Source organism: Nocardia brasiliensis NBRC 14402, assembly GCF_000308475.2.
GTDB lineage: Bacteria > Actinomycetota > Actinomycetes > Mycobacteriales > Mycobacteriaceae > Nocardia > Nocardia brasiliensis.
In genome coordinates, this window is the sequence record NZ_BAFT02000110.1 from 337,820 (window position 1) to 350,607 (window position 12,788).

At 67.7% G+C, this 12,788-nt stretch carries 15 protein-coding genes and 1 pseudogene; 7 read left to right on the forward strand and 9 right to left on the reverse strand.

What is annotated here, in order from left to right:
• Window positions 1-84 precede the first annotated feature (84 nt).
• The 4 genes from TY25_RS37780 to TY25_RS37795 form a co-directional block, all read right to left on the reverse strand.
• On the reverse strand, window positions 85-378 hold the full coding sequence (locus TY25_RS37780; RefSeq protein WP_052383459.1) for an ANTAR domain-containing protein: 294 nt from the start codon (window positions 376-378) through the stop codon (window positions 85-87).
• Between the two features lie 28 nt (window positions 379-406).
• On the reverse strand, window positions 407-811 hold the full coding sequence (locus TY25_RS37785) for a hypothetical protein (RefSeq protein ID WP_172595763.1): 405 nt from the start codon (window positions 809-811) through the stop codon (window positions 407-409).
• Window positions 812-830: 19 nt separating this feature from the next.
• Window positions 831-1,742: an SGNH/GDSL hydrolase family protein gene (locus tag TY25_RS37790; protein ID WP_052383460.1), complete on the reverse strand. Its 912-nt coding sequence runs from the start codon at window positions 1,740-1,742 to the stop codon at window positions 831-833.
• An 85-nt stretch (window positions 1,743-1,827) separates the two neighbouring features.
• Window positions 1,828-2,622, reverse strand: a complete 795-nt coding sequence (locus tag TY25_RS37795; protein ID WP_042264616.1) for a DUF1460 domain-containing protein — start codon at window positions 2,620-2,622, stop codon at window positions 1,828-1,830.
• A gap of 270 nt (window positions 2,623-2,892) precedes the next feature.
• On the opposite strand from TY25_RS37795, the pseudogene TY25_RS44830 reads away from it, so the two are divergent.
• The 3 genes and pseudogenes from TY25_RS44830 to TY25_RS37805 all read left to right on the forward strand — a co-directional run.
• Window positions 2,893-3,135: pseudogene (locus tag TY25_RS44830) on the forward strand (class I SAM-dependent methyltransferase); the annotation flags it as partial.
• A complete protein-coding gene (locus tag TY25_RS44835) occupies window positions 3,105-3,419 on the forward strand; it encodes a class I SAM-dependent methyltransferase (protein WP_370466235.1) in 315 nt (104 codons plus the stop codon). The pseudogene TY25_RS44830 and the gene TY25_RS44835, both read left to right, overlap by 31 nt.
• On the forward strand, window positions 3,409-3,732 hold the full coding sequence (locus TY25_RS37805; RefSeq protein ID WP_042264622.1) for a hypothetical protein: 324 nt from the start codon (window positions 3,409-3,411) through the stop codon (window positions 3,730-3,732). Before TY25_RS44835 ends, TY25_RS37805 begins: the two co-directional genes overlap by 11 nt.
• On the opposite strand, the gene TY25_RS37810 is transcribed toward TY25_RS37805, so the two are convergent.
• The gene (locus TY25_RS37810) at window positions 3,729-4,388 is read right to left on the reverse strand and encodes a hypothetical protein (protein ID WP_042264624.1); all 660 of its coding nucleotides are present in this window, start codon (window positions 4,386-4,388) and stop codon (window positions 3,729-3,731) included. The two genes, TY25_RS37805 and TY25_RS37810, sit on opposite strands and share 4 nt — an antisense overlap.
• Window positions 4,389-4,513: 125 nt before the next feature.
• Window positions 4,514-6,109, reverse strand: a complete 1,596-nt coding sequence (locus tag TY25_RS37815) for an alkaline phosphatase D family protein (protein WP_042264626.1) — start codon at window positions 6,107-6,109, stop codon at window positions 4,514-4,516.
• Window positions 6,110-6,290: 181 nt separating this feature from the next.
• On the opposite strand from TY25_RS37815, the gene TY25_RS37820 reads away from it, so the two are divergent.
• Entirely contained in the window at window positions 6,291-7,250 is a 960-nt protein-coding gene (locus TY25_RS37820; protein WP_052383461.1) for a M64 family metallopeptidase, read from the forward strand.
• A 78-nt stretch (window positions 7,251-7,328) separates the two neighbouring features.
• Entirely contained in the window at window positions 7,329-9,176 is a 1,848-nt protein-coding gene (locus TY25_RS37825; protein WP_042264628.1) for a Xaa-Pro dipeptidyl-peptidase, read from the forward strand.
• Between the two features lie 55 nt (window positions 9,177-9,231).
• Here TY25_RS37825 and TY25_RS37830 read toward each other — a convergent pair whose 3' ends face one another.
• Window positions 9,232-10,107 (reverse strand): LLM class F420-dependent oxidoreductase, encoded by an 876-nt coding sequence (locus TY25_RS37830; RefSeq protein ID WP_042264629.1) that lies wholly within the window; start codon window positions 10,105-10,107, stop codon window positions 9,232-9,234.
• Window positions 10,108-10,308: 201 nt separating this feature from the next.
• Here TY25_RS37830 and TY25_RS37835 point away from each other — a divergent pair, with 201 nt between their 5' ends.
• Window positions 10,309-11,637 carry an MFS transporter gene (locus tag TY25_RS37835; RefSeq protein WP_042264630.1) on the forward strand — a complete coding sequence of 443 codons (1,329 nt, stop codon included), beginning with the start codon at window positions 10,309-10,311 and terminating at the stop codon, window positions 11,635-11,637.
• Here the strand turns inward: TY25_RS37835 and TY25_RS37840 are convergent.
• A complete protein-coding gene (locus tag TY25_RS37840) occupies window positions 11,634-11,843 on the reverse strand; it encodes a hypothetical protein (protein ID WP_042264631.1) in 210 nt (69 codons plus the stop codon). The genes TY25_RS37835 and TY25_RS37840 overlap by 4 nt on opposite strands.
• A 153-nt stretch (window positions 11,844-11,996) precedes the next feature.
• Here TY25_RS37840 and TY25_RS44535 point away from each other — a divergent pair, with 153 nt between their 5' ends.
• The gene (locus TY25_RS44535) at window positions 11,997-12,122 is read left to right on the forward strand and encodes a hypothetical protein (RefSeq protein WP_256656719.1); all 126 of its coding nucleotides are present in this window, start codon (window positions 11,997-11,999) and stop codon (window positions 12,120-12,122) included.
• A 4-nt stretch (window positions 12,123-12,126) separates the two neighbouring features.
• Here the strand turns inward: TY25_RS44535 and TY25_RS37845 are convergent, their stop codons facing one another.
• Window positions 12,127-12,642: a GtrA family protein gene (locus TY25_RS37845; RefSeq protein ID WP_052383462.1), complete on the reverse strand. Its 516-nt coding sequence runs from the start codon at window positions 12,640-12,642 to the stop codon at window positions 12,127-12,129.
• Between the last annotated feature and the right edge of the window lie 146 nt (window positions 12,643-12,788).

A 12,788-nucleotide genomic window follows, 5' to 3' on the forward strand; every position in this document is an offset into this window, starting at 1 on the left:
GGCGGTGTCCGATTGCATCGGGCCCTCGGTCAGGGCGTCGTCGAGCGCGAATCGTCCCTTAGGTACCAACGAGTTTCCGGTCGCTCAGTGTTCGGCCTGCGACGGCCCGTGCAGCAGGTGGTCGACCTTGCGCCGCAACTCCGGCGGCGCCAGATCCAGGCTCGGCAACTCGGCGATCAGCTGCGCCGCGAGCTCCCTGAGCTTGACATTCGTTGCCTGCGAGCGCTTACGCAGCATGCCGAACGCCTGCTCGGCATCGATACCGTAGGCCAACATCAACGCGCCCTTGGCCTGCTCGATCACGGCCCGTGCGGCCAGGAGTTCGGGTAAGGCACGTCCGAGGGACGGTTGGCCACGTTCCTCGAATGCATTGTTCATGTCGGCGGACTACCCAGTGATCGCCGGGTTATGGGTGCTCGATGAGGTCCAAAAGCCAGCGCGGCCCGATCGTGTCCGCGCCGAGCGCCTCGACCCGCTCGCGCAGGCCGCGATCGGCGGTCACGACGATGATCGTCCGGTCGATATCGTCCTGCACGGCGGCCAGCACCACGTCGACGATCGCGTCGTCCCCGGACCCGTGGGCCGGCACCACCCGCAGCGCGTCCGGCGCGTCCGGCGCCGCCGCTTTGGCGGCGCCCTCCAGCACGACCACCACCTCCGCCGGTTCGGTCAGGCGCTGATCCAGCACGATCAGCTTGGCGAGCAATCGGCGGGCCGCACCCGCACGGTCACGCCACCAGCCGTCGGGTCGCGAGCCGACGACGTTCGCGGCGTCCACCACGATCAGTTGCCCGGGGTCGTCTGTCACCACACCAGTTTGCGCCGTGTTCTCATGCGGGACGGCCGATCGCGTCGAGTACCGCGCGGGCCTGTGCCTGCGCGCCGGCCGCGTTGGGGTGGAACGGGAAGGCGACCAGCCGCGGGTTTCTGGCCGAGAACGGCAGCAGCCCTTCGACATAGCGCACGTCGGGCGCTCGGCAGACGTCGTGCCCGGCCGTGGCGGTGAACGTGTCGACGAGTTGCACGCCGGTACTCGCGGCGACGTCGGCGAGCATGGTGTTCAGCCGGACGAGCTTCGCCCGCAGGTATGCCGCGTCGACGTCCGTGGCGGGCAGGTCGGGCACGCACCCGGTGGCCGGGAGCGCGTCCAGGTAGTTCACGAGCAGGATCCGCGCATGCGGGGCCCGGTGCCGGATCCGGTCGATCGTCGCCGCGATCTCGGGTTCGGTGGCGCGGGTGCGGGTTTCGATCGGATCGCTGCCCGCCGCGGTCAGCCGCGCGGCGCAACCACCGGCGGCGGGCAGGCCGGGCAGCAGCGCCGCGGGTGAAAGGCATTGCGGGATCAGCTCTTGCAGGCCGAGATCGTTGCCGCCGATGCTCAGCGTCACGAGGTCGGTGGTGCGCGTCAGCCGGTCCAGCTGTGGGGGATTGGTGCCGATCGGCACCGTTTGCGGCGCGGTCATGTCCGCGGTTTTCGCGCCGCCGCAGCTGGCATCGTGAAAGACCGGGACCGACAGTGCGGCCGCGACCAGCCTGGGGTAGTTCGTGGCCGATTGGTCGCAGTTGAACGGGGCGAACTCGGTGGTCGGCGGGATCGCGGTGAGCACGTCCGCGGTGAAAGAGTCACCGAGGGAAACATATTCGCGGTAGGGCGGTGCGGCCGGCTGCGCCGTCGCGGGTGCGGCGGCCAGTGCGAACGCGGTGGCCAGTGCGGCAGACCAGCGGACGGTGTGTTGCCACACGGCGAACCTCGATTCGGCAGAAGCGTTCCCGGAATCCCAGTATTACCGGGTGGAAGTGTCGGGCCGGTTAACCGAGGCGACCGGCTTATTGCGCGCGGAACACCACGAGGCCCGGCACCGTTCGGACGTATTCCGCCAACGGTGAGTCGACCACCTTGTTATCGGCGGCCAGCGACGACGCGTTGCGAAATACCGGACCCGTCGATGTCATGACGAAAATGCCGACGTGGGTGACGTCCAGCCCGGGTGCGTCGGCATACGCGCCGAGGTAATCGCCGGTGCGGAGCTGACCGATGACGGTGTCGTCGACGGCGTCGCTCGGAATATAGGTGATGTCCCGATCGGTGACCGGAAGTCCCGGAAGGTACTGCCCACCATCGGCTTTCGCATTCAGTCGCTTGGCCGCGGTGACCGCGTCCGGACTGAGCGAGCGGGTGATGTCGGTGGCGGCGACGCGCGGGGTGTGCGCCCAATCGCTGAAGAAATGCTTGCGATGCGCGAAGTCGACGACGCCGTCGGTGTACCGCGTCTGGATCAGGTTGGCGGTGAACTCGTCGCGCGTGGTGGATCGGCTGAGCGCCTCGATGTAGTCGAGGTAGGTGAAGCAATCCACCCGCTGCAAGTCGACCACCAGTTGCTCGTCCTGGCTCGCGGAGCCGATCAGCGTGTTCGCGACGTACGGCGTCCCGAGGAAGGGGCGCGACACCCGCTCGATCGACTCGCCTTTGCTCTGCGCGCCTGCGCGGGCCGCGAGCGCGTCATCGATCCTGCGCGCGGTGGCGTCGTCGTAGGAGACGCCCGGGGCGCCCGAGGCCGCGGGCAGCGCGGTCGCCGCGCCGATGACCAGCGTGAGCAGGACGAGCAGGACACGGGCGAGCATGCGCAAAGCGCCTCCAGGAGTCGATCGAGGTACGACGGCGTTCCCCACGGTATCCGGAAATCCCCAGTTGATATGTGATGTACATCACATATCTTCCGGTCATCCGTGTACTCCCGCACTGCGACTCCGTACTGATCGCGCAGTGGGCCCAGCGGGTCCGGCTCCAACTCGATGTCGCTCGGACCGCCTTGTCGCGCAGGCGGCGGGCGAGCTCTCGGTGCTCCGGCCTGACCACCACATTCGAACGTCGAACTTCCTGGAGGTTGCTGCATGAGTCGTCACGCTCCGTTCTATGCCGAGGTGCAATCCCATTACGACCTGTCCGACGATTTCTTCGCGCTGTTTCTCGACCCCGGCCGCACCTACAGCTGTGCGTATTGGAAAGAGTCCGGCTACACCCTGGAGCAGGCGCAGCGGGCGAAAATCGACCTGGCACTGGACAAGTGCGCATTGCAACCCGGAATGACGCTGCTCGACATCGGGTGCGGCTGGGGCGCGACGATGCTGCGCGCGAGATATTCCCCGGCGGTCACCTGCCGATTCCGTGGGGCCGATTCCCGCGCGGGGTACGGGAATACGCCGAGACGACCGGTTTCGCGGTGACCCGGATCCACCCGTTGCGGCTGCACTACGCGAAGACGCTCGACCACTGGGCCGCGGCGCTGCGCGGCTGTGCGCACCCACTTCCGGGTCGGGCACATCGACGTCATGCAGTTCACCTGTGCCAAGGGGGTGCACCTGAGCCACTAGGCCGTGCCTGTTCGCCACTACGAGGGAGCGTGACCCATGACTGCTGAAGACCTGCACGTGGACCGGGCACGGACGTGGGCTCTGCCCGCGGCCGCCGAATCGTTTCTGGTCGCCCGCATCGGCGAGGACCTACGGCACGCGGCACAGGTGTCGATCGACGACGCCGACGCGGGCACCCGGTTCGCCGCGGAGGCGCAGGCGAAAGCGGGTGTGCTGGTGATGTATCGGTATGGGCGCGCCGAGATCTGCGCGGAGAGCGCCGAACACGCGCTCCGCGAGGTGCTCGATCTCTTCCTCGACGTCTATCGAGGCCATCCGAATTTCGACGCGGCGTGGACCAGCCACGGGCTACGGGCCTAAGCGTCCGCGGGCACCACCTGGTCGGGGCGAGCGGTGTCGTCGAGTGCCGCGTGCAGGTTCTTGATGACGCCCCGGGCCAGCGCGTGGTTGCCGACGCCGCCGACGACCGCGCCGATCCCGGCCGGGATCACCTTGCCGAAGGCAAGCGCACCACGTTTGACGATGAACTGGACGACGAATCGTTTGATCGGTGAATCATCCATCCGGCGCAGCACCGGAAGCTTGTTGGCCAGCATCGTGTCCCATTGCTTGGCCGAACGGCCCGCCGCGCCGAGCGCACCGGTGCCCGCCTGCCCGAGCACGACCGCGGAGACCAGCGGCGGTCGCGGCGCAGTGGCCTTGCTTCCGGCGACCTCCGACGCGCCCACCGTGTACACCGTCGAGGCCTCGATGAAGAACACCGTGTCGGCGCCGGCCGCGGCCAGCCCGACCAAGGTTCCGACGCCGGGAACGGCCGCGCTCAAGCCGACCACGACGCCGCTCGCGGTGACCGCGATCAAATAGTGCCGTCCGAGCCGCTCGACGATCTGATCGGGCGATTCGACCGGATGCCTGCCCTGCACGAAGCCGACGTACTTGTCCACCAGTGGCTTCTGTAACCGCGCCGACCGGTCGATCATCGAGACGACACCCTGATCGAGGAACTTCCGCAGCATTGCCTTCAGTCCTTCCGTTCTTCCCGCGCGACAACATGGTGTCGCCCGCTGTCGGATCGACACGACCGAGCCTACGGTCGTCACGCGGCGCCGTCGGTGATTCCCGCCACCGTGCGCGTGTGCGGTCAGGTCGTCGTCAGGTCCAGCCGGGCCACCTCGACCAAGCCGACCCCTTTCCGGGCGGTCTCCAGGGTGAACCGGGCGGCATCGCCGGTGATGTCGAGCGCGGCGATCGAGTTCCCGAAATGCGGGCCGCTCACCTTGGTCCAGCGCACCGGGTCCGGGGAGATGCCGCGCCGGTCGGCGAGCCACCGCAGCGCCGAGGCGATCGGCGTGGCCCAGGAGAGGGCGAACACGGGCCGGAACCGCTTCGGCGGATCGTTGTGTACTGGTGAGCACACCAGTTGCAGCACATGGGATTTCGTCGGGTGACCGTAGTCCGCGCGGGCGGCGTAGCTGTGGTGCACGTCCCCGGACAGCACGCAGATCGTGCGTGGCGCGTCCGGCGCGGTACCGATCCGGTGGATAAGTCCGGCCAAGCGCTCGAACGACGCGCGGAACGCGGGCCAATGCTCCAGATCGGCCGCCTGCCTGAGCTTTTCGCCGAGACGGCCGCGCAATCCCGGCTGGTTCGCGGCGCGTTCGTTGAGCGACTGGAGGTGGCTGAGCGCGTGCGGCATCAGCCACGGCAACGACGATCCGATAAGGAGATGGTCGAACTCACCGGCGGCGTTCGCCTCGATCCAGTCGAATTCCTCCGTCCCGACCATCAACCGCTGACCGTCGAGGATGCGCCCACCGCGGGTATCGATCATCAGCAGCCGGATCCGGCCGAAATCGCGCCGGTAACTCCAGCGGGTCGGCCTGCGCCCGTCCGCTTCTCGATCGGCGCGTTCGGCGAAATCCTCTAGCAGGGCGCGGACATCGGTGCCCGACTCGGTGACCGCGCGGTACAGCTCGTTGTCCGCGAGTTCGGCGGGTCCGAGATTACCGATGTGCTGGTACACCCAGTAGCTCGCGAGCCCCGCGCGAATCCGGCTGCGCCACCACGGCTTTTCCGCCATCTGCGTGCGCCAGATGCGCGAGGTGTTCCAGTCGTCGCGGATGTCGTGGTCGTCGAAGATCATCGAGGTCTGCACCGTCGACAGCAGCCAGCGGATCTCCGGATCGCTCCAGGTCTCGTGATACAGCTCGCCGTACTCCCGGAACGACACCACCTCACCCCGCGGTTCCTGGTCACCGCGCCGCCGGTGCAACCATTCCCGCAGCTGCGGCGTGGGCTCGTCGGCGTACACCTGATCGCCCAGCAGCAGTAAGGCGTCGGGCCACCGGTCTTCGGACAGGTCCCGCATGCGGGACGCGTAGGCGTCCAACGCGTCGAGGCCGACCGCGTCCGCCTCGGCGCTCGCCGTCGCCTTGGCCGCCCGGCACGAGCCGAACAGGATCTTCTCGACGGGCCGGGTGCGGATCCGGCAGGCCGGAAAACGGGATTCGGGCTCCGGCCACACCGATTCCCCGTCCAGCCGCACCTCGTACGGCGTCGACGTGCCCGGCGTCAATCCCGTGACGAGCACCAGCGCGAAATGCTGCTCGCCTACCCGAAAGGTGTTCGCGCGCAAGCCCAGAACATCTACCTCGCACGCACTGTCCGTCTCCACCCAGACGGTCGCCGAGGTGGTGTCGACGTGCCGTAACACCGGCCCCAAAAGCAGCTTCGCCATGCACTCCGACGTTACTTCGCCGCGCGGCGGCCGGGTCCGGAACGCCGATGCCGATCCCCAGTTGTGCGCCAGTCGAGTTGCTCGCCCGGATGTGGTTCCTTGATTAGGCATTCGACGCATCCAGAGACAGCGCGCCACCGCCGTTTCGTTCGAATTCGCGGACCATTCCAGGAGTTTCGTCATGCCTCTGCTACGACGTCTGTCCACCATCATGTTCGGCACGGTGATCATCGCCGGACTGTCCACCGCCACCGGATCCGCCACGCAATACGAAGAGCGGGAAGTCTTTTCGCCCGACGGCACGATCAGCCGGGTCGTCGCACCGGTCCAGGACCAGACCCCGGCGCCGCGCTCGGCGGTACAGGCCGATGTGGTGCCGATCCAGCAGACCGGCCCGTCGAGTCAGCGCTTCGATCTCGTCTTCGTCGGTGACGGCTATACCTCGGCCGAGCTGGGCAAATACAAGCAGCAGGCGACAAGTCGCTGGAACGAGCTGACCCAGGTCGAACCGTTCAAGTCGTACAAGAACTCCTTCAACGTCTGGGCCGTGAACGTGGTGTCCCAGCAGTCCGGGGTGGACAACGATCCCCGCGGCACCTATCGGAATACCGCGCTGGACATGACCTTCTGGTGCGGCGGCACGGAGCGGCTGCTCTGCGTCAACGAGAACAAGGCGCTGCAGTTCGCCCGGCTCGCACCCGAGGTCGACCAGGTGGTCGCGCTGGCCAACACCACGAAATACGGCGGTGCGGGCGGCCGGGTCGCCACCTCGTCCGGCGGCAACACCGCGGCGGGGCAGATCGTGCTGCACGAACTCGGCCACACCATCGGCGGCTTGGCCGACGAGTACGACTACCCCGACGACCGCTACACCGGCGGCGAACCGCGCGAGGTCAACGCCTCGATCTACACCAGCGCGCAGATGCAGCAGAAGCGCACCAAGTGGTACCAGTACCTCGGCAAACCCTCACCCGACGGCGGCGTGGTCGGCACCTACGAAGGCGCGGTCTATCACAAGCGCGGGGTGTACCGGCCGACGGAGAACTCGTTGATGCGAGCGCTCGGGCGGGAATTCAACCTCATCGGCCTGGACGCGATGAAGGCCGCGATCGAGCGGAAGGCTCCGCCGAACAAGCCCTGATCCAGCAATTCCTTTGAGCCAGTGAATTTTTCGAGCCCCGCGCGGAAAGGTCGCGCGGGGGATGACAAGGAGTGGATTATGGCGGCGATTCCCAGACCGTGGCAACGACTGGCCCTGGTGAGCGCGGTGGGTGCGATGCTGCTGTGCGGCGCACCCGCGATGGCGCAACCGGCAAGCGGGCCATCGTTTTCCGGCGGCGAGGCCCAGCCGGTCTTCGACGCGGCCGCACCGATCCGCAAGGACCTGTGGGTCCGGGCGCCGATCGACAGCGACCGTGACGGCAAGGACGACGAGGTGCATATCCAGGTGGTCCGTCCGGCCGGGGCGACCGGCAAACTGCCGGTCGTGTACCAGGCGAGCCCGTACTTCTCCGGCGGCAACGACGTGACCAACCACGGCGTCGATGTCGAGCTCTACGTGCCCGGCGGGCCGGAAGGCCGAATGGCCAAGGCGCCCGGCGAGATGCGCGCACGGGTGGCCGAAGACCTGCGGGTCGCGGGCATCACGCTGGGCAACGGGCAGATCACCTGGCAGTACGAGGAGTACTTCCTGTCCCGCGGCTACGCCGTGATGTACGGGGAATCGCTCGGCTCCGGTAAGTCCACCGGCTGCCCGACCTCGGGCGCGCGTAACGAGACGATCGGCGCCCGCGCCCCGATCGACTGGCTCAACGGCCGGGCCGAGGCCAGGGACGAGCAGGGCAAGCGCGCCGTAGCCGATTGGGCCAGCGGCAAAGTCGGCATGATGGGCGTCTCCTACAACGGGACGCTGCCGAACGCCGTCGCCTCGACCGGCGTGCCCGGCCTGGAGGCGATCGTGCCCATCGCCGCGATCAGCAGCTGGTACGACTACTACCGCGCCGCCGGTGCGGTGGTCGCGCCCGGCACGTACCAGGGTGAAGACACCGACGTGCTGGCCCGCTACGTCTACACCAGGGCGGACCAGAACATCTGCAAGCCAGTCATCGACCAGCTCGAACGAGACCAGGACCGGATCACCGGTGATGTGAACAAGTTCTGGGAGGAGCGCGACTACCTCAACGACGTCGGCAAGGTGCGCGCCGCGGTACTGGCCGTGCACGGGCTCAACGACTTCAATGTCAAGACCAAGCATGTCGCGCAGTGGTACGCGGCGCTCACGAAAGCCAATATCCCGCACAAGATCTGGCTGCACCAGTCCGGCCACGTCGACCCGATCAGCCTGCGCCGCGACGAATGGCTGCGCACGGTGAACCGCTGGTTCAGCAAGTATCTGCTCGGCCAGAACAACGGGATCGATCGGGAACCCAAGGCCACCATCCAGCGTGAGGACAAGTCCTGGGTGAACGAGGCGGAATGGCCCGCACCCGGTGCCGCCGCGGCGATCGCGCAGTTCACCCCCGGTGGCCGCAGCGCGGGCGGGCTCGTGCCGATCGGCGGCGCGAACGGTGCGCCGCCGGAATCACTCGACGACGACGCGAGCAAGACGGCCGCGGACCTCGTCGCCGCGCCCAGCTCGCCGAATCGCCTGGCCTACTACACCAAAGCGACCAGGTCCGCGCTGCGGATAAGCGGCACAGTCGATGTCGCGTTCCGGATGACCTTCCAGCGGCCCGCGGCCAATGTCACCGCGCTGCTGGTGGATCGGGGACCGGACGGCAGATCCCGCATCATCACCAGGGGTTGGGTGGATCCGCAGAACCGGGACTCGCTCGGCAAGACGACCCCGATCACGCCGGGCACGCAGTACTCGATCAACCTTTCCATGCAGCCGCACGATTACCTGCTGCCGAAAGGACACAAGCTGGGCGTGGTCATCCTGTCCAGTGACAACGAATACACCCTGCGACCCAAGCCGGGCCCCGGGTTCTCGGTGAACCTCACCGAGACCAAGGTGACCTTCCCGGTGGTCGGCGGGCAGGGCGTGTTCAACGTCGCGACCGGCTAGTCCGGTCTCGCACGGTCCGGCCTACCGCAGTGGGGTAGGCCGGATTCGTTGCGGGTCAGCCGAGTTCGGCGAGCTGCTTGACCGTCGGCGCCATCGCGTCGATCCACGCGGCGGGTGCGCCTGTGGTCGGCGTGATGATGACGGTGTGCACGCCGAGCGGGGCGTAATCGGCCATCTGCCTGACGAATTCATTGCGGCGCTCCGGGTCCGGGCGGGGATTGTTGGCCATCACCGTGATCCGGATGTCGTCGTAGTTCCGGCCGACGTCGTCGCAGTGCCTGCGCAGCACGTCGAGCTTGTGCCGGACGTCCTCCGGGGAGGAGCCGAACAGATTGCAGGCGTCCCCGTACTGTGCGACCAAGCGCAGGGTCTTGCGCTCGCCACTGCCGCCGATCAGCACCGTGGGCTTCGAGATCGGCTGCGGGGCGCAGAGCGTCTCCGCCAGTTGGTAATACGTGCCCTCGAACGGCCCGTTGTGCTCCGGATCCCACATCTGCGCGCAGATCTGCAACGCTTCTTCCAGTCGCTCGAAACGTTCGCCGAGCGGCGGATACGGCACCCCGAGCCCGCGGTGTTCGCGCTCGAACCACGCGGCGCCGATGCCGAGCGCGGCCCGGCCGCCGGACAGCACGTCGAGGGTGGTGACGATTTTGGCGAGCAGCCCGGGATGGCGATAGGTCACGCCGGTGACGAGCAGGCCCAGTTCGACGGTGGAGGTGTGCGCGGCGAGGTAGCCGAGCGAGGTGTAGCCCTCCAGCATGTTCGCCTCCGCGGGCAGGCCCGTCGGCTCGATCTGGAAGTAGTGATCCATGAAGGACAACCAGGTCGCGCCCGCCGCCTCCGCGGCGGCCCCGACCCGGGCGAGTTCACCGGCGATGGCAGTGGTGCCACCGTCGATATCGAAGATCGGAAGATGCAAGCCGAGTTCCATGACCAGCCCCTTGTCTGTCGAAGACTCTCGGTGAGCACGCTACGACTTGGAGTGCACTCCAAGTCAAGTACTCGCGTGCGACCGCGTTTCGGCGGGCCGGCCAGGCGGTCGAATTGATCGGACGAATTTCGGGACGGGTGGTGGCCTCGGACGGCATAGTCGACAGGTCACCGCGACCACTGATCGACTGGATGCTCGACTATGACCGACACTCCCACCTCCGGTGCTCGTTTCGCCCGGGTGGTCGCCGCCAGCGTGGCGGGGACGACCATCGAGTTCTACGACTTCTTCCTCTACGGGCTGGCGGCGGCGCTGGTCTTCAACAAGGTGTTCTTTCCGGCGGACGATCCCCTCGTCGGGGTGCTGCTGGCATTGGCGACCTACGCGGTCGGGTTCTTGGCGCGGCCGCTCGGTGGCGTGCTGTTCGGGCACCTCGGCGACCGGCTCGGGCGGCGGCGGACCCTGTCGATCACGTTGCTGCTGATGGGCGGTGCGACCGTCGCGATCGGATTGATTCCGTCCTACGCCAGCATCGGCGTCGCCGCGCCCCTGCTGCTCGTGCTGCTGCGGCTGGTGCAGGGCATCGCGCTCGGCGGGGAGTGGGGCGGCGCGGTGTTGCTGGTGGCCGAGCACGGCTCGCCCGCCCATCGTGGTTTCTGGAGTAGCTGGCCGCAAACCGGTGGTCCGCTCGGAAACCTCTTGGCCACAGGCGTTCTCGCGGTGCTGGGGCTCGGTGTGTCGAATGCCGAATTCCAGGCGTGGGGCTGGCGGATCCCGTTCCTGCTCTCGATCGTGCTGGTGCTGGTCGGCATCTGGCTGCGGCACGCGGTGGAGGAGTCGCCGATCTTCCTGGCGGCGCAGGCCCGCGCCGCGGACCGGTCCGGACACGCGCCGGTGCGAATCGTGTTGCGCCGCTTCCGCAAACAGGTGCTCATCGCCGCGCTCGCGGACGTCGGCGAGAAGGCCACCTACTACACCTTCAGCATCTTCCTGCTCGCCTACCTGACCCAGGTCGTGCACGTGCCGAAAAGCGCCGTGCTGTCCTCGATCACGATCGCCTCGTGCTTCCAGGCGGCCGCCATCGTGGCCGGGGGCGCAGTGGGCGACCGGTTCGGACGCCGGCCGACGAGCGTGCTCCTGGCCGGGCTGATCGCGCTCTGGGCCTTCCTCGCGTTGCCACTGGTGGACGGTGGCCGGTGGACCGTGATCACCGTGGTGATCACCATCGGGCTCACCATGCACGGCCTGCTCACCGGCATCCAGGCGCCGTTCTTCGCCGAACTGTTCCCGAGTGAAGTCCGTTACACGGGAGCATCTTTGGGCTATCAGCTCGCCACCGTCGTCGGTGGAGCGCTCACCCCGCTGATCGGTGTCGCTTTGCTGGACCGGTACCCGTCCACCGTCCCTGTCGCACTGCTGCTGTGCGCGATGCTGGCCTGCACCGCCACCGCATTCCTCTGGGCGGGGGAGACCCGCCGTCTGGACCTGCGCACCATCGCGCACGAGGACGACCCTGCGAAGGTGTTTTAGTTGGGGGTGTCGCCCTCGTAGTCCATCTTGGCGGCCGGGTCTTCGGTGGTGGCGGTCGGATCGTCGAGCGCCTCGGTTTCGGAACCCTGGGCGTTCAGTGCTTCGTCCAGCTCGCCGCGCAGACGGGTCACCGCCGCCTCGTCGCCCGCGTCGGAGGCCGTCGTGAGGTCTTGGCGTAGCTGCGCGATCGTGTCCTGGGAGACCATCAGTCCTCCTGTGTTCGAGTCCGTTGCTGTGCCGCAGCGCCGCATAGGTTCGGCGTGCTTGACGCTGCGTACCCGGGGTGCGGGAAAAGATGCATCGCCGCCGCGGCGAATAACCATCGATATGCCGGGTAGCACCTGATCATGGAGATAATCGTGATCATTGCGCTGGTGGTCGTGGTCGCCGCCGTGCTGCTGTTCCGCAAGCGGTCGCGCGGCAAGGACGACACCTCCCTGTCCACCGGGAACCCGTCGGCCAACGAAGGCGACGACCGGATCTGACGCGTCAGAATACGAGTGTGCGCAGGGCCAGGAAGCGTAGACCGCCGACCGCGGCCATGATGGCGAGGACGGCGCCCGCCTGTCCGGTTTCGCCGAGGCCCGGTGCCCAGAAGTTCAGTCCCGCAAGGGCCGCGGTGCTGATGCCCAGGCCGAGCAGGGCCAGCCCGCCGCCTTCCCACTGCGCGGTGCGCCAATCGACGCGGTTTGCCGCGCGAAACGTGAGCTGCCGGTGCAATTCGTTCGCGATCGCCGTGCTCATCAGGGAGCCCGCGATGTTGGCGACCAGAGGTCCGCTGCCGTGCATGGCCAGGAACAGCAGCACGTAGGCGATATTGCTGGCACCACCGACCAGGGCGAACCGAAGGAGCTGGGCCAGCGCGTGTTCGCTGCGCAGGTGCCGCAGCGGTCCGGCGAGCGCCGCCTCCCATTCCGCGCGCAGCCCCCGGTACCGATCGGCCAACGCGGCGTAGGCGCTCGTGCCGGGGAGCATCCCCGGGCGGGTGGTCTGCAGGACGGTCATGGTCTTCCGATCGAACGTAGGTCTCGGCGCCGCCGACTTCCGGCGACGTTCTGACTATACGTAGATGTATACGTATAGACAAGATCGAACTCGGCGACTCGCCGTTTTGGCGGCGCCGAATCGGTGTTTGCCCCGCCGCTGCCGCG